The 20,201-nt window shown below is 63.9% G+C and carries 21 protein-coding genes; 10 read left to right on the top strand and 11 right to left on the bottom strand.

Features of this window, described 5'->3' with window-relative positions; translation table 11 throughout:
- The first annotated feature begins 54 nt into the window (after positions 1–54).
- Together ACHIRB_RS16635 and lnt are read left to right on the top strand one after the other, a co-directional pair.
- Positions 55–1,656, top strand: coding sequence for an amidohydrolase (locus ACHIRB_RS16635; RefSeq protein ID WP_395116121.1), 1,602 nt, complete (start codon positions 55–57; stop codon positions 1,654–1,656).
- A complete protein-coding gene (gene lnt / locus ACHIRB_RS16640) occupies positions 1,646–4,063 on the top strand; it encodes an apolipoprotein N-acyltransferase (RefSeq protein WP_395125984.1) in 2,418 nt (805 codons plus the stop codon). The genes ACHIRB_RS16635 and lnt overlap by 11 nt, the downstream gene beginning before the upstream one ends.
- 81 nt (positions 4,064–4,144) lie before the next feature.
- On the opposite strand, the gene ACHIRB_RS16645 is transcribed toward lnt, so the two are convergent.
- On the bottom strand, positions 4,145–4,489 hold the full coding sequence (locus tag ACHIRB_RS16645) for an RNA polymerase-binding protein RbpA (RefSeq protein WP_199701505.1): 345 nt from the start codon (positions 4,487–4,489) through the stop codon (positions 4,145–4,147).
- Positions 4,490–4,676: 187 nt separating this feature from the next.
- Between ACHIRB_RS16645 and ACHIRB_RS16650 the strand changes: the two genes are divergently transcribed.
- Complete coding sequence (locus tag ACHIRB_RS16650; protein ID WP_199701506.1) at positions 4,677–5,003, top strand: hypothetical protein; 327 nt, start codon at positions 4,677–4,679, stop codon at positions 5,001–5,003.
- On the opposite strand, the gene ACHIRB_RS16655 is transcribed toward ACHIRB_RS16650, so the two are convergent.
- The 6 genes from ACHIRB_RS16655 to ACHIRB_RS16680 all read right to left on the bottom strand — a co-directional run bounded on the left by ACHIRB_RS16655 (position 4,975) and on the right by ACHIRB_RS16680 (position 9,224).
- Positions 4,975–6,018 (bottom strand): hypothetical protein, encoded by a 1,044-nt coding sequence (locus ACHIRB_RS16655; RefSeq protein WP_395125985.1) that lies wholly within the window; start codon positions 6,016–6,018, stop codon positions 4,975–4,977. The two genes, ACHIRB_RS16650 and ACHIRB_RS16655, sit on opposite strands and share 29 nt — an antisense overlap.
- Before the next feature lie 119 nt (positions 6,019–6,137).
- Positions 6,138–6,773: a TetR/AcrR family transcriptional regulator gene (locus tag ACHIRB_RS16660; protein ID WP_395125986.1), complete on the bottom strand. Its 636-nt coding sequence runs from the start codon at positions 6,771–6,773 to the stop codon at positions 6,138–6,140.
- Positions 6,774–6,810: 37 nt separating this feature from the next.
- Positions 6,811–6,966, bottom strand: coding sequence for a hypothetical protein (locus tag ACHIRB_RS16665; protein ID WP_395116129.1), 156 nt, complete (start codon positions 6,964–6,966; stop codon positions 6,811–6,813).
- 4 nt (positions 6,967–6,970) lie between these two features.
- Complete coding sequence (locus ACHIRB_RS16670) at positions 6,971–8,266, bottom strand: hypothetical protein (protein ID WP_395125987.1); 1,296 nt, start codon at positions 8,264–8,266, stop codon at positions 6,971–6,973.
- Entirely contained in the window at positions 8,263–8,694 is a 432-nt protein-coding gene (locus ACHIRB_RS16675; RefSeq protein ID WP_395125988.1) for a cupredoxin domain-containing protein, read from the bottom strand. The genes ACHIRB_RS16670 and ACHIRB_RS16675 overlap by 4 nt, the downstream gene beginning before the upstream one ends.
- 113 nt (positions 8,695–8,807) lie before the next feature.
- The gene (locus ACHIRB_RS16680) at positions 8,808–9,224 is read right to left on the bottom strand and encodes a GtrA family protein (RefSeq protein ID WP_395116211.1); all 417 of its coding nucleotides are present in this window, start codon (positions 9,222–9,224) and stop codon (positions 8,808–8,810) included.
- A gap of 299 nt (positions 9,225–9,523) precedes the next feature.
- Here ACHIRB_RS16680 and ACHIRB_RS16685 point away from each other — a divergent pair, with 299 nt between their 5' ends.
- The 7 genes from ACHIRB_RS16685 to ACHIRB_RS16715 all read left to right on the top strand — a co-directional run bounded on the left by ACHIRB_RS16685 (position 9,524) and on the right by ACHIRB_RS16715 (position 15,871).
- Positions 9,524–10,111, top strand: a complete 588-nt coding sequence (locus tag ACHIRB_RS16685) for a TetR/AcrR family transcriptional regulator (protein WP_395116213.1) — start codon at positions 9,524–9,526, stop codon at positions 10,109–10,111.
- Between the two features lie 63 nt (positions 10,112–10,174).
- Positions 10,175–11,371: a lipid-transfer protein gene (locus ACHIRB_RS16690; RefSeq protein ID WP_395116135.1), complete on the top strand. Its 1,197-nt coding sequence runs from the start codon at positions 10,175–10,177 to the stop codon at positions 11,369–11,371.
- A gap of 51 nt (positions 11,372–11,422) precedes the next feature.
- Positions 11,423–11,863 (top strand): type II toxin-antitoxin system Rv0910 family toxin, encoded by a 441-nt coding sequence (locus tag ACHIRB_RS16695; RefSeq protein ID WP_395116137.1) that lies wholly within the window; start codon positions 11,423–11,425, stop codon positions 11,861–11,863.
- 27 nt (positions 11,864–11,890) lie between these two features.
- A complete protein-coding gene (locus ACHIRB_RS16700) occupies positions 11,891–12,757 on the top strand; it encodes a MaoC/PaaZ C-terminal domain-containing protein (RefSeq protein ID WP_395116139.1) in 867 nt (288 codons plus the stop codon).
- A 94-nt stretch (positions 12,758–12,851) separates the two neighbouring features.
- Positions 12,852–13,724 (top strand): SDR family oxidoreductase, encoded by an 873-nt coding sequence (locus ACHIRB_RS16705; protein ID WP_395125989.1) that lies wholly within the window; start codon positions 12,852–12,854, stop codon positions 13,722–13,724.
- 42 nt (positions 13,725–13,766) lie between these two features.
- The gene (locus tag ACHIRB_RS16710) at positions 13,767–15,026 is read left to right on the top strand and encodes an acyl-CoA dehydrogenase family protein (RefSeq protein ID WP_395127726.1); all 1,260 of its coding nucleotides are present in this window, start codon (positions 13,767–13,769) and stop codon (positions 15,024–15,026) included.
- Entirely contained in the window at positions 15,023–15,871 is an 849-nt protein-coding gene (locus ACHIRB_RS16715; RefSeq protein ID WP_395125990.1) for an alpha/beta fold hydrolase, read from the top strand. Before ACHIRB_RS16710 ends, ACHIRB_RS16715 begins: the two co-directional genes overlap by 4 nt.
- A 92-nt stretch (positions 15,872–15,963) precedes the next feature.
- Here the strand turns inward: ACHIRB_RS16715 and acs are convergent, their stop codons facing one another.
- The 4 genes from acs to ACHIRB_RS16735 form a co-directional block, all read right to left on the bottom strand.
- Positions 15,964–17,919, bottom strand: coding sequence for an acetate--CoA ligase (gene acs, locus ACHIRB_RS16720; RefSeq protein WP_395116147.1), 1,956 nt, complete (start codon positions 17,917–17,919; stop codon positions 15,964–15,966).
- A gap of 52 nt (positions 17,920–17,971) precedes the next feature.
- Entirely contained in the window at positions 17,972–19,603 is a 1,632-nt protein-coding gene (locus tag ACHIRB_RS16725) for a solute symporter family protein (protein ID WP_199701531.1), read from the bottom strand.
- On the bottom strand, positions 19,600–19,962 hold the full coding sequence (locus tag ACHIRB_RS16730; protein WP_395125991.1) for a DUF485 domain-containing protein: 363 nt from the start codon (positions 19,960–19,962) through the stop codon (positions 19,600–19,602). Before ACHIRB_RS16730 ends, ACHIRB_RS16725 begins: the two co-directional genes overlap by 4 nt.
- A gap of 51 nt (positions 19,963–20,013) precedes the next feature.
- Positions 20,014–20,201, bottom strand: a 188-nt coding sequence (locus tag ACHIRB_RS16735; RefSeq protein WP_395127727.1) for a hypothetical protein, incomplete at its 5' end; no start/stop codon positions are given.

Below are 20,201 nucleotides of genomic sequence, written 5' to 3' on the forward strand. Positions count from 1 at the left end.
GACATAGGCTACCGACGCCGGAGCTGATCGCGGCAGCAGGCAGACTGGTTTCCCGTGGGTACCCAATTGTTGGTCGGCGGTCGCATTTACAGTCCGAGCTCTCCGGACGCGACTTCGATAGCAGTGTCGGACGGTGTCGTGGTCTGGGTCGGAGCCGATCAGCCAGCGCGCGCACTGCATCCTGATGCGGAGATCATCGACCTCGACGGCGCCTTCGTCGCCCCCGGCTTTGTGGACGCGCACGTCCACACCACCGCTCTTGGACTCAAGCTGATCAGCCTCGATCTGTCCGAGGCACGATCACTCGCCGACTGCCTCGACCGGATCCGCGCCTTCGCCGCGGCCGATCACGAGGCAATGGTCTGGGGACACGGCTGGGACGAGTCGGGTTGGCCGGAGCAACGGCCTCCCACCGTGCGCGAGATCGACGAGGCCGCGCCCAATCGGCTGGTCTACCTCTCTCGCGTCGACGTACATTCGGCGGTCTGCTCGTCGGCATTGCTGGCAGCGACGCCGGGACTCGAGACCGCAGTCGGGTTCGCCGGATCTGGTGTGCTGCGGACCGACGCCCATCATCGAGCCCGCATGACAGCGTTGACGGCACTCACGACGTCACAACGAGCACGGGCCCGTACGGCCGCGCTCGATGCGGCAGCCGCACTCGGCATCGTTGCAGTGCACGAATGTGCCGGACCCCACATCGGCGGCCGCGACGACCTGCGCGAATTGCTTGCCCTCGACCACGGCGTCGAGGTCCGCGCCTATTGGGGTGAAGCCGTCGAGACGTCCGAGCAGGCACAGGCACTGCTTGCGGAAACCGGCGCACACGGCTTGGCTGGAGACCTGTTCGTCGACGGCGCGATCGGTTCGCGGACAGCTTGGCTGCACGATTCCTACCTCGACGATCCTGCGGCCGGTTCCGGCAACCCCTATCTCGATCCCGAACAGATCGCGGCACATGTCATGGCCTGCACCGAGGCTCGGGTGCAGGCCGGCTTCCATGTGATCGGCGATGCGGCCGTGACCGCGGTCGTCGAGGGGTTCGAACGGGTGGTCGCCGAGTTGGGCGGTCCGGCGGTAGCCGCATGTGGTCACCGGCTCGAACACGTCGAGATGATCACGCCGGAGCAGGCGTCGAAGCTCGGCGAGTGGGGTGTGCTCGCCAGCGTGCAGCCGGGCTTCGATGCCGCGTGGGGTGGTGAAGCCGGAATGTATGCGACACGTCTCGGTGTCGAGCGAGCACGCGGGCTGAACCCGTTCGCATCGATGGCGGCCCGAGGTGTGTCCCTCGCGATCGGATCGGATGCGCCGGTGACCGCGCTGTCGCCGTGGCAAGCGCTGCAAGCCGCGGTCCACCACCGGACGCCGGGCAGCGGCATCTCGCCCCGCGCGGCATTCTCCGCGGCCACCCGCGGTGCCTGGCGAGCCGGGGGAGTCCGCGACGGCGTCGCCGGGACCCTCGTTCCGGGTGCGCCGGCGTCGTTCGCGATCTGGGATGCCGGCGAACTCGTCGTCGCGTCCCCGACCGACACGGTCGCTCGCTGGTCCACCGACCCGAGATCGCGAGTGCCCGCATTGCCGCGCCTCGACCCGGGGACCCTCGCACCCGTGTGCCTGCGCACCGTCCACCGTGGAGTCGACATCTATGAGCGTTAGATCTACAAGCGAGAGGTCTGCTGTCCTGCGAAACCTGCTCGGGTCCGTTGTCGCGGGCCTGCTGCTGTTCGCCAGCTTCCCGCCGCGTCCACTGTGGTTCCTCGCCCCCGTCGGCGTCGCGGTGCTCGTGCTCGTGCTCACCAGCGGGACGTCGAAGCGCGGTGGTTTCGGCTACGGCGCCATCGCCGGGCTCGGCTTCTTCGTTCCGCTGCTGCCATGGATCGGCATCTATGTCGGCCCGCTGCCGTGGTTGGCGCTGGCCGGTGTGTGCGCCCTGTATGTCGGACTGTTCGGCGTCGTGACACGGATCGTCGCCGCCTTGCCCTATGCGACCCTCTGGATCGCGATGGCGTGGTCGCTGAGCGAATGGGTGCGGTCCAGTTGGCCGTTCGGCGGATTCCCTTGGGGCAGGCTTGCATTCGGGCAAGCCGACGGCATTCTGCTCCCGATCGCGAATCTGGGCGGAGCGCCACTGCTCAGCTTCGCTGTTGCCCTGTGCGGAAGCGCGCTTGCCGCGGTCGTCCGGGCCTGCCTCGCACGCGACCGGACGGCCATTCTCGGCGGAGTCGCAGCGTTTGCTCTCGCACCGATCGTCGCCGGTGTCGTGTGGCCGTTCCTGCCCGGCATGGCATCCGGCGACCGGCACGTCACGGTGGCCGCAATACAGGGCAGCGTCCCGCGCCTCGGCCTCGAGTTCAACGCACAGCGGCGCAAGGTTCTCGACAATCACGTTGCCGAGACGATGCGCCTCGCGGACGACGTCCGTACCGGACGTGCACCGAAACCCGACGTCGTCATCTGGCCGGAGAACTCGTCCGACATCGATCCGTATCGCAATTCCGACGCCTCCGGTGAGATCACCGCTGCGGCCGCGGCTGTCGGTGCGCCGATCCTGGTCGGTGCGGTGCTGACAAACGACGACCGCACGACGACGAATTCGGTGATCGCGTGGACGGCCGAGAGCGGTCCGGGTTCGCGGCACGACAAGCGCATCATTCAGCCGTTCGGCGAATATCTGCCGTGGCGCGGGTTCTTCCGATTGTTCTCGTCCTATGCCGACAGCGCGGGCTACTTCGTCCCCGGTCACGGCGACGGCACGGTGACAGCAGCCGGCCTGAGGATCGGCGTCGCGACCTGCTACGAGGTCGCATTCGACAGGGCGCTCAAAGACTCCGTTCGAGCCGGAGCGCAGTTGCTTGCCGTGCCGACCAACAACGCGACCTTCGGCGACAGCGAAATGACGTATCAGCAACTCGCGATGTCGCGGGTCCGGGCGGTCGAACACGGTCGAGCGGTTGTGGTTGCGGCGACGAGCGGGGTCAGCGCGATCATCGCGCCGGACGGCTCGGTGAGCCGGGAATCCGACCTGTTCGTCCCGGCGACGCTGCTGGAGCAAGTCCCGCTGCGGACCGGTACTACGCTTGCAACTCGACTCGGACCGATTCCGGAGATTGTGCTCGGCCTCGGTGCGATAGTGGCCATGATCGTCGGGTTCCGACGGACCCGCGGTGCACAGGGAACGACAGGGAAATTCTCGCAGGCAGCAGCCGGTGAGATAGTTACACCGGCAGCAGCCGGCCGAACAGACACGCCGGCGATTCCGGCGGGGAGGAACTCGATGGCAGCGGGGAATTTGGGTCAGGTCAGCGCAAAGACTTTGGTGATCATCCCGACCTACGACGAGCGGGAAAACCTCCCGATAATCATCGGTCGCCTGCACGCCGCGTTGCCCGCAACCCATGTCCTGGTCGTCGACGACGGCAGCCCGGACGGAACCGGCGCGGTCGCAGACGAACTGGCTGCGGCATCCGAAGGCAAGATCAACGTGATGCACAGGACCGAGAAGAACGGCCTCGGCGCTGCCTACATCGCAGGATTCCGCTGGGGTCTCGAGCGCGACTACCAGGTCCTCGTCGAGATGGACGCAGACGGCAGCCACGCACCGGAACAGCTGCACCGACTGCTGCACCAGGTGGATGCAGGCGCCGACCTCGTCATCGGCTCGCGCTACGTGCCGGGCGGAACCGTCGTCAACTGGCCGAAGCGTCGTGAATTTCTGTCCCGTGGCGGCAACGTGTACTCGCGGCTCGCACTCGGCGTGAAGATCAAGGACATCACCGGCGGCTACCGCGCGTACCGCCGCGAGATTCTGGAAGCCCTCGACCTCGACACAGTCGAATCACACGGCTACTGCTTCCAGGTCGATCTCGCGTGGCGGCTGATCCAGAAGGGCGCTGTCGTCGTCGAGGTGCCGATCACGTTCACCGAACGTGAGATCGGCGAATCGAAGATGAGCGGCAACATCGTTCGCGAGGCGCTGCTGAAAGTCACCGCGTGGGGATTCAAGAACCGGATCCAGAAGCTGAAGGCGCTGACCACACGGAAGAAGAGTTCGGCAGCCGCCTGATCGAGCGGCGTAGGCCGAGGAGGCGAACACAACGAAGCGGGCGACCCCTCGGTCGCCCGCTTCGTTGTTTTGCTCTACTTGCTAAGAGTTTACTCCGCGGCGCTTGGCCTTGAGCAGGTCCATTCGCTCCTTCAGGAGTTCCTCGAGTTCGTCGACCGAACGACGCTCGAGCAGCATGTCCCAGTGGGTGCGCGGAGGCTTGACCTTCTTCGCCTCTGGAGCGGTGCCCTCGAGCAGGCTGCCCTCTAGCCCGTTGCGGCAGAGCCACGTTCCTGGAATCTCTGCATCGTCGGCGAAGGGGACGTCGAACTCTTCGCCGTTGTCGGTGCGGTAACGCGCCACGCGCCGAGGCGCAAGGTCGTGGTCGCGATCGGTCTCGTAGCTCACCGCTCCGAGTCGACTGCCTCGGAGTACGCGATCTGCCATGGTGCGGTCCTCTCGTTCGCTGCTTTCGGCGGCTTGCGATGGCTTTCAGGGAATGAAGCCATCCTCGCTCGAACACGATGTACAACGCATTCGAAGGACGATTGGTTCCCACGAAACGGTTGCAACCCCTCTATCCTACCGGCGAGGCATCCCGAGAGCGCACAACGTCTCCAGTTACGCTCGGGCTATGTCGTCGCGCCGTCCACAGTCATGTCTCTGGTGCGGTCGCGAGGTTGCCGAGTCCGAATCCGGCAGGCGCCGCCGCTACTGCAGGCAATCGTGCAGGCAGCGCGCCTACGAACACCGCAGCGCCGTCAAAGGGACGTCGATACCGGAAGACGCTGTGGTCCTGTCCGCTCAGGAGACGACCGAACTTGCCGACCGCTGGTTCGCGGCACGCTGCGCGGCCGAAGACGTTGCAACCGCGGTCGACGAAGGTGCGGAGAAGTCCGAACTCGTCTCGCTCTGCAAGGAGCTCGTCTACCTCACGCGTGAGGCGGAGCGGCTGCGCTGATCCGCCGGTGCGCAACCAGGTAGACGGCAGCGGTGCCGGCGGCGGTGGCGACCGTGATCACGGCGAACGCGGTGAGTGTGCGACCGTCCGGATGGATCAGCGGCTGTTCGCGAAACGCTTGCCACGTCAGGGTGGAGAGCATTGCGGCATAACCGAGGGCGACGACTCCGACCAATCGGGCGCGCGTTCGTTCGGACCGCAGCCACGTGACGCGAGCGGCGAGTGCACCTAGGAGGACTGCGAACACCAGCATGAACTGAATGCCGTGCAACCCGACGAAGTGTGGCACTCGCAGGTCCCCGTCGGTGGTACTCCAGTGTGTGAGCGGCATCCCCGGTCCGCCGTCGGGAGCGCCGACCGTGTGCCCGGCCTGCAGCTCGACGGGCTGCCCTGCGGCGTCGTCGTGGGTCTGTATCCCGTTGGCGCCCATGCCATAGGCAAGAGCCATGCCGGCAACTGCGAGTGCGAGACCGGCATGAATTGCGCGGGTGAGCGGTAGGTCCGCCACCTTCTGCCACGCCATGATCCCGGCGATCACCAGGTTGGCGAGAAACAGGCCGGGCACTCCGGAGGTGAAGACGATCTGGCCGATCGCGTTGACCGGGTCGTCTGCTGAATTGAAGTGACTGAACGTGCCACGCGCCGCTTGCACCGCGATGAACCCGACATCGACGAAACCCGTTACCGCGAACAAGGTGCCCATCCATCGGGTCCAGCGATTTCCTTTGTGCGGCAACGTGAGAAGCCAGGCCAGCGTTGTGCCGTACAGCGCGAACGCGAAACCGAACTTCATCGGTTTGAGCCACACGGATTCACCGAGGAGCATGCGGTCGTCGACGACCATGCCGATCGCACTCACGACCACAAGCGCAACCATTGCGACGACCATCGCCAGCAACGGCCGATGCCAGGTGCGGACCTCGTCGACCAGTCGGCGCAACGATCGCGTGGGGCGAACCTGTTGTGGCGCAGCCGTTGTCGTCACTGCGGTTGTCGGCGCTGCCGTTGTGGTCATAGGCGAGAACGCTACGGTCCGCCGACCGTTCCGACATCCCGCCCGGGAGCGAAATCGGACTACTACGTCGGTACCGCATCCCGGTCCGCACCCCTAGTACTGCGGTATGGGTCAGGACCTCACAGACCCTTGTCGACCATGGCCAGCAGGCGCCACGTCACCTCGTTACGGTCGGGGAGATCGAGTCCGCGAAGTGGCCCGTCGATCAGCAACATGGCCAGCCCGTGCACGGCGGACCACGCGAGATACTCTGCGCCGGAACGACGCTCGTGCGGGAGCGCACCAGCGGTGACCAATTCGTCCAAGGCGTCCGACAGGAGTTCGAATGGCGTCCGGCCACGTGGACCAGCCGCGTCGGTGCTGTCTTTGGTGCTCATGTCGTCCGGTACCGAGAAAGCGGTCCGGAACAGCCCCGGCTCCGCCTGCGCATAGGCGAGGTAGCCGGAGCCGACCGCGCCGAGTTGCGCTCTCGCCCTTGTGGCTGCGTCGAGGTCGGCTCCTACCAGTGACAGGTCGCTCTCGATCGCGTTTGCCAGTTCCGCCATCGCCGCCGCACTCACGGCGGCAAGGAGAGCTCGGTGATCGGCGAAGTGGCGGTAGGCGGCGTTCGGCGAGACCCCTGCTCGTCGCGTGGCTTCACGGAGCACGACGGCATCCGGTCCACCTTCGCGAGCAAGGTCGAGGCCCGCGGTCACCAGCGCCCGGCGCAGGTCACCGTGGCGATAGGTGGATCGGACCGCTGGTTGGGACACCATGTTGACATCGTAGACATATGGGTAGACATATGGACGACTAAAGGTTGGGGGAGTCGTCTTCTTCGTCCTCGGGAGGTCGGGCGCGGCGGGCGATGGCGATCAGCGCAACGACGATCAGCAATGGCCCCAGTATCGCGAGCATCTCGTCCCAGCCGCCCGCGTGCATACGAACCATCTCGTTCGCGAGCATCATCGAATCACACTCCCGAGACCAGCTGGATGCCGACGACTGTGTACGCAACCATCAGCGCCAACATCGGGAACTGCCCGACCTTGGTGTACCCGGTTCGCAATATCGACACTGCACGATCATGCGCCGACGCCACACCGAATACGTGACCGCCCACGATTGCAGCGATCTGGACCACTGCGATCACGTCGGTCGAGACGACGGTGTAGTCGATGCGGCCGACGCCGTCGATTAGCAGCCAGCCGGCCTGGCCTTGGAACACGGCGAACGAAAAGTAGTGCGCCACCCTATATCCCACCATGATGGGAACAAGCGAGTGCACAAACGCGGCATACGGCTCCGGGGTTCGTCCATCGACCGACTTCTTCAGATACGGACGCGTAAGCCAGATTGCGCCGACGTAGGCGATGGCGACGACGGCGACCGTCAGCAGCAGCCCGACTGTGCCGACACCGATCGCTTGGAGTCGGGACAGATCGCGGCGCAGATCGGACCAGAACGGCAGTCGGGTGACACCGTCGAAAGTGGTCGACCCGAGCGCGAGTAGGACGACAGCTGTGAGTCCACGGTCGGTGGGCCCGACGAGCAGCCCGTCGAGTGGATTGCGGATACCGATTCGACCGTCGTTGCGACGGCCGATGGGGGAGAGCCGCGAGACGAGCGTGAAGTAGACCTCGAAGGCGTCGCCGCGTTCGAACCAACCGAGACCGAACCGGACTCCGCCGACGATCTGCGCGAGGCTGTACACGACGACGAATCCCGCGACGGCCCGTGGGGAGTCCGAGAGCGGGTAGACGAGCTCGAGCCATAGGAATGCAAAGAGGCCGACGACGGCCGGGCGGTACTCGAGCCGTCGAAGTGCGGCAGCGTCGGCCGTCGACACCCGAGTACCGACGATGCCACGAACGACGGATGTGATGAGCCGCAGCGGATTCGCCACCCGGTACACCGGGCCGAGCACGAGCGACAGCACAACGAGACCGACCCAGAACCAGACGTAGAACCACGTCGGGGCCGGGTTGTCGGCCGAGCTGTCCGGACCGAACCAGGCCACCGCGATCAGCGTCAGCAACGCGGCGAGTGCCAGGAGTTGGAGGGAGATTCTGGTCGTGCGAGCGTCCGTGAGCCGGGTCAGCGCGGCGGGAAGCGAGCGGCCTGCCGCAGCGCCTCGCAAGCGTGGTGTCTTCCACAGCACGGTCAGTGCGACGAACGACACAAGTACCGCGAAGGCACCGGCGTACAACGCGAGCCACAGTGGGACTGGCAGGTCCGACCGACCGCCGACGCCGTGCGCGAGAATCACCCCGCGACTCGCACCTGCGTCAGGACGGCGTCGGTGGAATGTAGCTCCAGCTCGAACGTTCCGGGGATGTCGGCTTTGAACTCGAGCTTTCCTGGAACGCCTGGCTGGAGTTCGGCGGTCTGGTCGTAGCCGTGCAGATGCAATTCGTCGGCTTGGTCGGAGGTGACTTCGAGTACGACGACAGCACCGCGCTGGACTTCGACCGTGTCGGGTCCGGACGTCTTACGTCCGTCTGCGACGGCGAAGACGAGCTGTGCGGGTTCCTGGGCGGAGACGCTCGGGGCTGCCGCAGCCGAGGTCGTGTGGTCACCTGTATGGCCCGCTGGATGTTCATCGACGGAATCGTCCGAGCCGCAACCGACGAGCGCGCACGAGGCGACCGCGCAGGCGGCGAGGATGAAGGATTTTCGGCGAACGACAGTGCGCATGGTTTCGGAACCCCTCGTTGCGTCGCGAAGTTAGTGTTACCTGAAGTAACGTACAGAATCGGCGCGAGATGCGATAGTCCGGTCCTGATTGGGACCAGGGTAACGAGGTCGGGTCAGAACACCCAGCCGCGCAGCGCGAGGAATCGAGCCCCGCCTACGGCTGCGCTGACCGCGATGACCAGCAATGCCGAGGCCATGCTGCTGGTTCCGGGGAACGCAAAGCCGATGAAGGCGAGTGCCGATGCGCTGAAGGCCAAGCCGATCGCGGCGAGGCCGCCGCCCTCCCACTGAGCTGCAAACCAGCTGACGCGACCGGCAGCCTGGAAGGTGAGGCGGCGATGCAGCTCGTTGGCAAGCATGGTGCTCGCGATTGCACCGAGCACGTTGGCAACCTGTGGGCCTTGGTTGCGAAAGGCGATGAAGGCGGCGAAGTAAAGGATGTTGCTCAAGCCACCGACTGCGGCGAAGCGAACCAGTTGCGCGACAGCGCCGTTGCCGCTGCGGATACCGCTGAATACGTCCGCGGGCATGCGAACACGATGATCTGCGACTGCCCACTGGGTGTCGGTAAGAATCATCGTGGCACTTCCTCGAGCTCACAATCGGAGGACCATTCTCCGGTTACCAATTTAGCATAACTGGAGTTTCGGACTCCACTTAGTTTTTTCCATTCGACATGTGATCTGCGCGACAGGAGATTTCGTAACAAGCGCGGCTCGGCTTTACGTGCAGGTGCGAATGTAACAGCGGCTGATACTCTCGATCGGTGCCACCCGCCGCCAGAACGACCCCGCCGGCGCGTCGTACGCAGGAGCAACGCAGCAGTGAGATGCGTGCTCGACTGCTCGACGCGACGATCGAATGCCTCGTCGAATACGGCTACGTCGGCACGACGACTCCACGGGTCGCCGAGAAGGCGGGCGTGACCCGCGGCGCTCAGGTACATCACTTCGGTTCCAAGACCGACCTGGTCATGGCGGCCATCAGGCACCTTGCCGCGAAGCGGACCGACGCGGTGATCCGCGACATCAGCAGCGTGCAGGCGAATCCGGATCCGCTCGGCGCGATGTTCGATCTGCTGTGGGACATTCATGCCGGCCCGATATTCATTGCCACGGTTGAACTGTGGGTTGCCGGACGAACGGATCCGCAGCTGGGTCGCGAGGTGGCGAAGTTCGAGCCGGTGGTCGTCAATTCGATGATGACACTGCTCGCGGAGGCCATGCCCGCTCCTGTCCTCAAGCCGATGCGCGACTTCCTCTACACGGCGATGGACGCGCTGCGGGGGATCCTGATCTCGAGCTACGTCGACGCCGACCCCGACCGCGCACGGCGCCGGTGGGACCGGGCGAGCGCCAACCTTCGTCGGATCGCAGAGCCCGAACTCGAAAGCTGGGCGGGCAACCGGGCCCGCTAACACCCGCGAGCTGCGCGGAACGTTTGCTTGCGTCATTACATACACGCCTGTATGTTTGTAAGTATGGCCAACAACAAGGTGTACGTCATCGGCGTCGGCATGACGAAGTTCGAGAAACCGGGCAGCAAGGACTGGGACTACCCGGACATGGCGCGCGAGTCCGGCACCAAAGCTCTAGCGGATGCAGGCATCGACTACCGCGAAGTTCAAGAGGCATATGTCGGATATGTCTACGGCGAGTCGACATCGGGGCAGCGAGCGATCTACGAACTCGGGATGACCGGCATTCCGGTGGTCAACGTCAACAACAACTGCTCGACGGGGTCGACGGCCCTCTACCTGGCCGCGCGCGCCATCAAAGGTGGGTTGGCCGACTGCACGATCGCGCTCGGCTTCGAGAAGATGAACCCAGGCTCGCTCGGCGTCACCTTCGAGGACCGCGAGCAGCCCATGGCCATCCACTTCAACAAGATGGCGGAGATCTCGGAAGTGGTGTTCCCGCCGGCATCCTGGCTGTTCGGCGCGGCAGGCAAAGAACACATGGACACCTACGGCACCACCGCGGAACACTTCGCGAAGATCGGCTACAAGAACCACAAGCATTCGGTCAACAATCCGTACGCCCAGTTCCAGGACGCGTACACCCTCGACCAGATCAAAGACGCCAAGATGATCTACCCGCCGTCGGGGATCACCAAGTTGCAGTGCTCGCCGACATCGGACGGGTCGGGAGCGGCGATCCTGGCGTCGGAAGCCTTCGTCGACAAGCACGGCCTCGCGGGGCAGGCCGTCGAAATCGTCGGCCAGGCCATGACCACCGACTTCGAGTCGTCCTTCGACGGCACAGCGAAGAACATCATCGGCTACGACATGAACGTGCAAGCCGCGCGATCGGTGTACGAGCAGTCCGGCCTCGGGGCCGACGACTTCCAGGTGATCGAGTTGCACGACTGCTTCTCCGCCAACGAACTCCTGCTCTACGAGGCGCTCGGCCTGTGCGGTGAGGGCGAAGCGGGCAAATTGCTCGACAACGACGACACCACCTACGGCGGACGCTGGGTCGTCAACCCGTCGGGCGGGCTCATCTCGAAGGGCCATCCGCTGGGCGCAACCGGCTTGGCGCAATGCGCCGAACTGACCTGGCAACTGCGCGGTACCGCAGACAAGCGCCAGGTCGAGAACGTCACCGCCGCTTTGCAACACAACATCGGCCTCGGCGGCGCCGCTGTCGTCACCGCCTACCAGCGCGCAGAGCGCTGAGCCAGTCGATCACCTGATCTACCAACACAACTCAACGAGGAGAACACAACCATGGGTCACATCGAAGCAACCAAGAACCTGACCGCAAGCCCGGCCGCAGTGTGGGCGACAGTGTCGGATCCCAGCACCTGGGACAAGTGGTTCACCATCCACGAGCGCTGGATCGAAGAGCCACCGGCGACCCTCACGGAGGGCGCCAAGCTCACCGCCAAGATCATGATGCTCGGCATGGCGAACAAGATCGACTGGACCGTCGAAACGGTCGACGCCCCCAACTCTCTCGTCCTTGCGGGTGTCGGCATGGCAGGGGTGAAGACGCAATTCTCATTCACGATCGAACCGGACGGCGACGGCACCAAGTTCGACGTATCGGGTGACTTCGAAGGTGCACTCATCAAAGGTGCGCTCGGCAAAGCGGTCGAGAAGGACGGTCTCAAGCAGCTGGACAAGACTCTCGAGCAGTTGGACGCACTCGCAGCTGCGTCGGCCTGACCCGAATTCGAGCACGGGAGAACAGGTATGGACGAAGTACTGCAATTCGATGACGCCGGGTTGGACGTCTGGAGCGACGAGGACAGCTTCGAGGTCACCAGGGAACGGCTGATCGAATACGCGAAGGCGACGAACGATCCGATCGCGGCCCACCTCGACGGCGAGGTCGCATCGCCGGTCTTCAACATCGTTCCGGTGTTCGAGTCGCTTCTCGTACCCGCGGTCGATGTGATGCCGGTCGAGCTGATTCCACGCATCGTGCACGGCGAGCAAGACTTTCATTTCCACCGGGCGACGAAGCCTGGCGACAAGTTGGTTTCACGCGGCAAGATGACCGGCTACGAAGGACTCGACAACGGCACCCGGGCAACGATTTTGCTCGAATGCCGTACCGAGGACGGCGAATTGGTAAACGAGCAGTACGTCACCTGCTTCGTGCGAGGTTTCAACGCCGGCAAGAAGATCGGTCAGCTCAGCCCGAGCCACAAGTTCGATCCGACGCTGCGCGAGCAGGCTCCAGTCGCCAAGGTGACACAGCACTTCGACGAGGATCAGACGTTCCGGTACGCGCCCGCCGCAGGCGATCCGATGCCGATTCATCTGGATGCCGAGGTCGCCCGCGATTCCGGCCTCCCCGGCATCATCGGGCACGGATTGTGCACGATGGCGTTCACCTCGTGGGCCGTATTGACCGAGGTCGGCGGCTCGGATGTGAATCGGCTCGAACGGTTTGCGGTGCGCTTCTCGAAGATGGTCATCCCAGGCGACGACCTGGAGACGCGAATCTGGGAGGTCGGCGCCCAAAACGGTTCTACCACTTATGCATTCGAAACCGCACGCGGCGGCGACCTCGTCATCACCGACGGCCTTGCCGTCATAAAAAACGACAAATAGGGCGCTTCGCGCCTCGTGCGTCTTTTCGGAGGTCCTGACCACCGAAAGGACTCACGAGGCGACTTGTCGCCCGCACTTTCTGGAAGGATTTCTTATGGGTGCATTGGATGGCCGGGTAGCCGTCATCACTGGCGCCGGACGCGGTATCGGCCGCGAACACGCGTTGCTGTTCGCACACGAAGGCGCATCGGTTGTCGTCAACGATCTCGGGGGTAGCAACTCGGGCGAGGGAACCGACGCCGGACCCGCACAGCAGGTAGCCGACGAGATTGTCGCCGCGGGCGGAAAAGCCGTTGCCAATACGGACAACGTCGCAACCTGGGCCGGTGCACAGGCGCTGGTGCAGCAGGCGATCGACGAGTTCGGGCAGTTGGACGTCGTCGTGAACAACGCAGGCATACTGCGCGACAACTTCATCGCATCGATGGAGGAGTCGCAGTGGGACGCGGTCCTCTCGGTTCACCTGAAAGGCCATGCGGCGGTGCTGCATCACGCCGCGGTGTACTGGAAGACGCAGTCCAAGTTGGGCAATCAGCCCAACGCCGCCGTGATCAACACCGCGTCGGCGTCGGGGGTCACGGTTCCACAACCGGGGCAGACGAACTACGGCGCAGCCAAGGCAGGCATCGCAGCGCTGACGCTCGTTGCCGCCGACGAGTTGGAGCGGTACGGCGTGCGTGTCAACGCAATCGCGCCCATCGCTCGCACCCGCCTCACCGAAGCGACGCCGGGTATGGGCGCGATCTTCTCTGCCGAGATCGAGGAAGGCGAGTTCGACTACTTCAGCCCGGCCAACATCTCTCCTGTCGTTGCCTACCTGGCAGCGGAAAAGTGCCCGCTGACGGGTCAGGTTTTTGCCGTGCAGGGTGGCGCTATCTCGACGCTGCAGGGCTGGACCGACGTCTCGACGATCGAGACCGAGGGCCCGTGGCTGATCGACGACATCGCGGACCGCCTGCCGAATTGAGCAGTTCCTCCCGCACAACACTTCCCGTACAAAGGAGTACGCATGATCGAATGGTCCGATACCGATCTGATGATGCGCGATGCAGTTCGCGAATTCATCGAAAAAGAGATACGACCCAACATCGACGCACTCGAGCACGGTGATCTGCCGCCGTACGGGATCCTGCGAAAATTGTTCAGCGAGTTCGGCATCGACGTCATGGCAGCCGAGGCAGCCAAGACGTTGTTGGAGAAGGAACGCGCCAAGGAAGCGGCTATCGCTGCCGGGGAACCCAGGCCGGAGAAGAAGTCCAAGTCGGGTGCCGGTGACATGGCTGCCCAGGCATCCATGGGACTCGTCGTCGTCAGCGAACTCGCAGGCGTGAGCCTAGGAATGGTTGCGGCGGTTGGCGTGAGCCTCGGCCTCGGCGCTGCAACGATCATGTCGCGAGGCACCCTCGCTCAGAAGGAGCGGTGGCTGACCGACATCCTGACGCTGGAAAAGGTTGCAGCGTGGGCGATCACCGAACCCGACTCGGGTTCGGACGCGTTCGGCGGCATGAAGACCTACGTCAAGTGCGACGGCGACGACTACATCCTCAACGGTCAGAAGACGTTCATCACCAATGGCCCGTTCGCGGACACGATCGTCGTGTACGCCAAGCTCGACGAGGGTGACAACGCCGACAAACGGAACCGCAAGGTGTTGACGTTCGTGCTCGACTCCGGCATGGAGGGCTTCACACAAGGTAAGCCGTTCAAGAAGATGGGTATGCACTCCTCGCCGACCGGTGAGCTGTTCTTCTCCAACGTCCGACTCGGCAAGGATCGTCTGCTCGGGGAGACCGAGGAACACACGGGCGGCGACGGACGCGAAAGCGCGCGTTCGAGTTTCACCGCAGAACGGGTCGGCGTAGCCGTGCTGGCGCTCGGCATCATCAACGAATGTCACCGGCTGTCGGTCGACTACGCGAAGAGTCGAACGCTGTGGGGTCAGGAGATCGGTAACTTCCAACTGATCCAGCTCAAGCTGGCGAAGATGGAAGTAGCGCGAATCAATGTGCAGAACATGGTGTTCCAGGCCGTCGAGCGGTTGAAGGCGGGCAAGATGCCGTCGTTGGCCGAGGCGTCGGCGATGAAGTTGTACAGCTCGGAGGCAGCGACCGAGGTGGCGATGGAGGCCGTCCAGCTGTTCGGCGGCAACGGTTACATGACCGAGTACCGGGTCGAGCAATTGGCCCGAGATGCGAAGTCGCTCATGATCTATGCGGGCAGCAACGAAATTCAGGTGACCCACATCGCGAAGGGACTCCTGAGTAGATGATCACGGCAACCCGGGTGTGCTACGGAGGCGTGCACACCCGGGTTCTCTCCGTGCAGGGGGACGGCACGCCTGTCGTTTTGCTGCATGGTTACGCCGACAGTGCAGATACCTGGCGGGCGTTGCTGACGCTGTTCGACAACGCAGGCCGAGCGGCCATCGCTGTCGACCTGCCCGGATTCGGCAAGGCTGATCGCCGTACAGCTGGACCTATTCTGCCGCAGCTCGATTCGTTCGTCGACGCACTGCTCGAAGAGTCCGATCGGCCGCTGGTGCTGATGGGAAACTCGCTGGGAGCGTGTGTCTCGGTGCGCGCCGCCGCTCGGCGTCCGAACGGTGTCGAGGCGGTGATCACCGTCGACGAGCCGATCCTGGCCGATCACTGGGTGGCGCGCTATGTCCGACGGCGACGTGCGCCGAGATTGCCACGGCTGCTGCTTGCCGGAGCGCGGGTCCCGCGCCGACCGCTCGAGTACTCGGTCGAACTCCTCTTCCGGCGGTTGCTGTACAGCAAGCCTGCCGCAGCGGATCCAGCCGTGATCGCACGCTGGGTCGAGTCGGTACCTGATTCGCGTGCACTCGCAGGTCTTGCGAACGGCGCGATTGCGGTCGCCCGTGAAACCCGAACCGGCTACGCGGGCATGACGATCGAGTGTCCGACCCTGATCGTCCACGGCGCGAAGGACCGGACCATCCCGGTCGCGTCGAGTCGCATGCTGCACGCATTGATTCCGCACAGCGAATTGGTCGTGATGCCGAGGTCGGGGCATTGTCCACAACTCGACGATCCGGCGGGGCTAGCGAGGATCGTGCTGCCATTTCTGGGTAGGGCGCTCCGCGCCTCGTGAGTCTATTCGGAGGTTCTGACCTCCGAAAAGACTCACGAGCCCGCCGCCGAACGGTCCCTCATCGGCCCGTTCGACGGCGGCACGTTATGCGGTCAGGTCGCGGACTTCTCGCGAATCGATTCGAATACCGACGGGTCTACGAGCGTCGAGGTGTCGCCCAGCTCGCGGCCTTCGGCGATGTCGCGGAGTAGCCGTCGCATGATCTTGCCGCTTCGAGTCTTGGGCAGCTCCGGCACGATATGAATTGCCTTCGGCTTAGCGATCGGGCCGATGTCGTGCGCGACATGTGCGACCAGCTCACCGATCAACTCGTCACTCGAGCCGCTACTTGCCTTGAGGATGACGAAAGCAACGATGCCCTGCCCGGTCGTCGCGTCGGTGGCTCCGACAACAGCGGCTTCCGCGACGCTGTGGTGCCCGACGAGTGCCGACTCGACTTCGGCCGTCGAGATGCGATGTCCGGATACGTTCATCACGTCGTCGACGCGGCCGAGGATCCAGTAGGCACCGTCGACGTCGATCCTGGCGCCGTCGCCTGCGAAGTACCAGCCCTGCTCGGCGTAACGGTCCCAGTAGGTGGACTTGTAGCGTTCGGTGTCACCCCAGATGCCGCGAAGCATGGCTGGCCACGGTTCGTCGAGGACGAGGTAGCCGTTTGCTTCCGTCTCACCGAGAACGACTTCCACACCGTTCTCGTCGACGACCTTCGCCGAGATCCCCGGCAACGGACCCATCGCTGCGCCCGGCTTGGTCGAAGTCACTCCCGGCAGTGGCGACATCATGATCGCGCCGGTTTCGGTCTGCCACCAGGTGTCGACGATGGGTGCTTTGTTGCCGCCGATCACCTCGCGGTACCAGCGCCACGCTTCCGGGTTGATGGGTTCGCCGACCGAGCCGAGCAGGCGGATCGAGGACAGGTCGTGCGCCTGCGGGATCTGGCGACCCCACTTCATGAACGTGCGAACCAGCGTCGGTGCCGTGTAATAGATTGACACGCCGTACTTTTCGACGATGTTCCAGTGTCGGTGCTCGTCGGGGGAGTTGGGCGTGCCCTCGTAGACGACCTGGGTGACGCGGTTCGACAGTGGTCCGTAGACGATGTAGCTGTGGCCGGTGACCCAGCCGATGTCGGCGGTGCACCAGTAGACGTCTTTGCCCGGCTTGTGGTCGAAGACGTAGTGGTGGGTGTACGACGTCTGGGTCAGGTAGCCACCCGAAGTGTGAACGATGCCCTTCGGCTTACCGGTCGTGCCCGATGTGTAGAGCACGAAGAGTGGGTGCTCGGAGTCGAACGGCTGGGCCTCGTGCTGATCGGACGCGTTCGCGACCGTGTCGTGCCACCACACATCACGATTCTCGGTCCACACGACTTCGCTTTCGGTGCGCCGAACGACGAGGACGTGCTCGACGGAATGCTCACCCTTCGCCAGCGCCTCGTCGACGGCTGCTTTCAGTGGCGCCGGCTTGCCGCGACGCCACTGACCGTCCGTTGTCACGACCAACCGAGCCTCGGCGTCGTCGACCCGCTGCCGCAGCGCGCTCGAGGAGAAGCCTGCGAACACAACCGAATGGATCAAACCGAGTCGAGCGCACGCCAGCATCGTGACGATGGCCTCGGGAATCATCGGCATGTAGATCGCGACCCGATCGCCGGCGGTAAGCCCGATTTCGGTGAAATAGTTTGCAGCCCTGCTCACTTCGGCTAGAAGCTGTGCGTAGGTGAGCTCCCGCGAGTCGCCGGGCTCGCCTTCCCAGTGAATCGCTACCTGGTTGCCGTAACCGTCGATGACGTGGCGGTCGACGCAGTTGTAGGCGACGTTCAGCTTGCCGCCGACAAACCACTTCGCGATGTAGTCGGAGTCAGCACCCTTCCAATCCAGTACTTCGGTCCACTGCTCGTGCCAGTGCAAGCGGTTGGCTTGCGTCGCCCAGAAGGCAAGCCGGTCGGCATCGGCTGCCTCCTGCAGTTCGGACCCTGCGTTCGCAGTGGCTGCGAACTCCTCCGCTGGGGGATAGGAGACCGGTTCGGTTTCGAGGCTCGAGGTCATAGCTGTCAATCTCTCAGGTAGACGTTGCAAGTAGGTTGGGGTGGTGCCGAGGTCAGTGTGCGGTGGCCTTTTCGGCGCCGACACCGGTGATGGAGCGGACCTCCATCTCGGCCTGCTTCGCTTCGCTCTCCTTCGTGCTCGACGTCAACGTCCCGACGATGCCGAGGATGAATGCGAGTGGGATGGAGACGATTCCGGGGTTCGACAGTGGGAAGTAGTCGAAGTCGGAGCCCGGGATCATCGCGGTTTTGTTGCCGGACACCGCGGGGGAGAACACGATGAGCACGATGGTCGAGATCAGGCCGCCGTACATGCTCCACAGCGCACCGCGGGTGTTGAAGCGCTTCCAGAACAGCGAGTACAGGATCGTCGGCAGGTTGGCTGCTGCTGCGACGGCGAAGGCGAGGGCGACCAGGAACGCGATGTTCTGTCCGTTTGCCAGGATGCCGAGACCGATTGCGAGAACACCGATTACGACAGCAGTGATGCGAGATACCCTGACCTGCTCGTCGTTGGTGGCCTCACCCTTGCGGATGACACTTGCATAGATGTCGTGGGCGAACGAGGCCGAAGCAGTGATGGTCAGGCCGGCAACGACGGCAAGAATGGTTGCGAATGCGACCGCCGAGATGATGCCGAGCAGGATCACGCCGCCGAGTTCGAAGGCGAGCAGGGGAGCCGCGGAGTTCTGGCCACCGGCAGCGGCGAGGATGCGGTCGGGTCCGACAATTGCGGCTGCGCCGTAGCCGAGAACCAGTGTGAACAGGTAGAACGCACCGATGAGCGCGATTGCCCACACGACCGAACGACGAGCTTCCTTCGCTGTCGGGACCGTGTAGAAGCGCATCAGAACGTGGGGGAGACCCGCTGTACCGAGCACGAGTGCGAGGCCGAGTGACAGGAAGTTCAACTTCGACATCTCGCTGCCGCCGTACTGGGCACCGGGAGCGAGAACGTCACGCGCAGCGACAGCTTCGGCGGCCGATCCGGACACCTTCTCCTGCGCCGATCCGAGGATCTCCGACAGGTTGAAACCGAATTTCGCGAACACGAGGACGGTCATAAATGCGGCGCCTGCAATGAGCAGAACAGCCTTGATGATCTGCACCCAGGTGGTGCCCTTCATGCCACCGACCAAGACGTAGACGATCATCAAGATTCCGACGACGGCGATGACGATGGATTGCCCTGTGCGGTCGGAGATGTCGAGCAGCAGTGCAACGAGACCGCCTGCGCCTGCCATCTGCGCGAGCAAGTAGAACAGTGAGACGGTGAGTGTCGACAGTGCTGCGGCGGTCCGCACCGGTCCCTGCTTGAGCCTGAAGCTCAGCACGTCGGCCATGGTGAATTTGCCGGTGTTCCTGAGCATTTCGGCAACGAGCAGCAAAGCTACGAGCCAGGCGACGAGAAAGCCGATCGAGTACAGGAAGCCGTCGTAGCCGTAAACGGCGATCGCGCCGGCGATTCCGAGGAAGCTTGCGGCCGAGAGGTAGTCACCTGCGATCGCAACGCCGTTCTGCGGCCCGGAGAATCCGCGTCCGCCGGTGTAGAAGTCGGATGCGGTCTTGTTGTTACGTCCGGCGCGGATGACGACGACCATCGTGACAGTCACGAAAGCCGCGAAGATGGCCATGTTGGCGAGCGGACTACCTACCGTCTCTGCTGGTGCGGCAAGAATGCTCATGACCGGGGTCCTTCGAGTTCGGCGCGGATGGCCGCGGCGCGCGGATCGAGCTGTTTGTTGGCGAAGCGAATGTAGATCCCCGTGATGGCGAACGTGGTGACGAATTGAGCAAGACCGAGGACCAGGCCGACATTGATGTTGCCGAAGAGCTTGGTCGCCATGAAGTCGTGCGCGTACGCGGCGAGCAGTACGTACACGACGTACCAGATCAAGAAAAAGGCAGTCATCGGAAAGACGAAGTTGCGCAATCGCTTCCGCAGGTCCTGAAATTCAGGACTTGCCTGCATTGCGGTGAACTCCGCAGCGGAGGCTATCCGGACTTGGTCCGGTCCGTTCGCGCTGAGAGGGATGGTGGCCATGGAGCACTCCTCGGTCTAGGTCTGATGTGTCAGACGCTAGTGAGATGGAGGTCACAGCAGTAGGGCATAAAGGAGGACACTCGCCAGGGTGTCGTTCTGTGCGACAAGCGGTCGATTTCGCGCGACGAACGGCAGTTGGCCTTCGGCCTCGTGAGTCCTTTCGGTGGTCCTGACCACCAGAAAGACTAATGGGGGTGGATCGGCGGGAACGGTTTCGTGACGGAGCTGTTTCGGGAACG

The sequence above is a fragment of the Antrihabitans spumae genome, from assembly GCF_043944905.1.
Taxonomy (GTDB): domain Bacteria; phylum Actinomycetota; class Actinomycetes; order Mycobacteriales; family Mycobacteriaceae; genus Antrihabitans; species Antrihabitans spumae.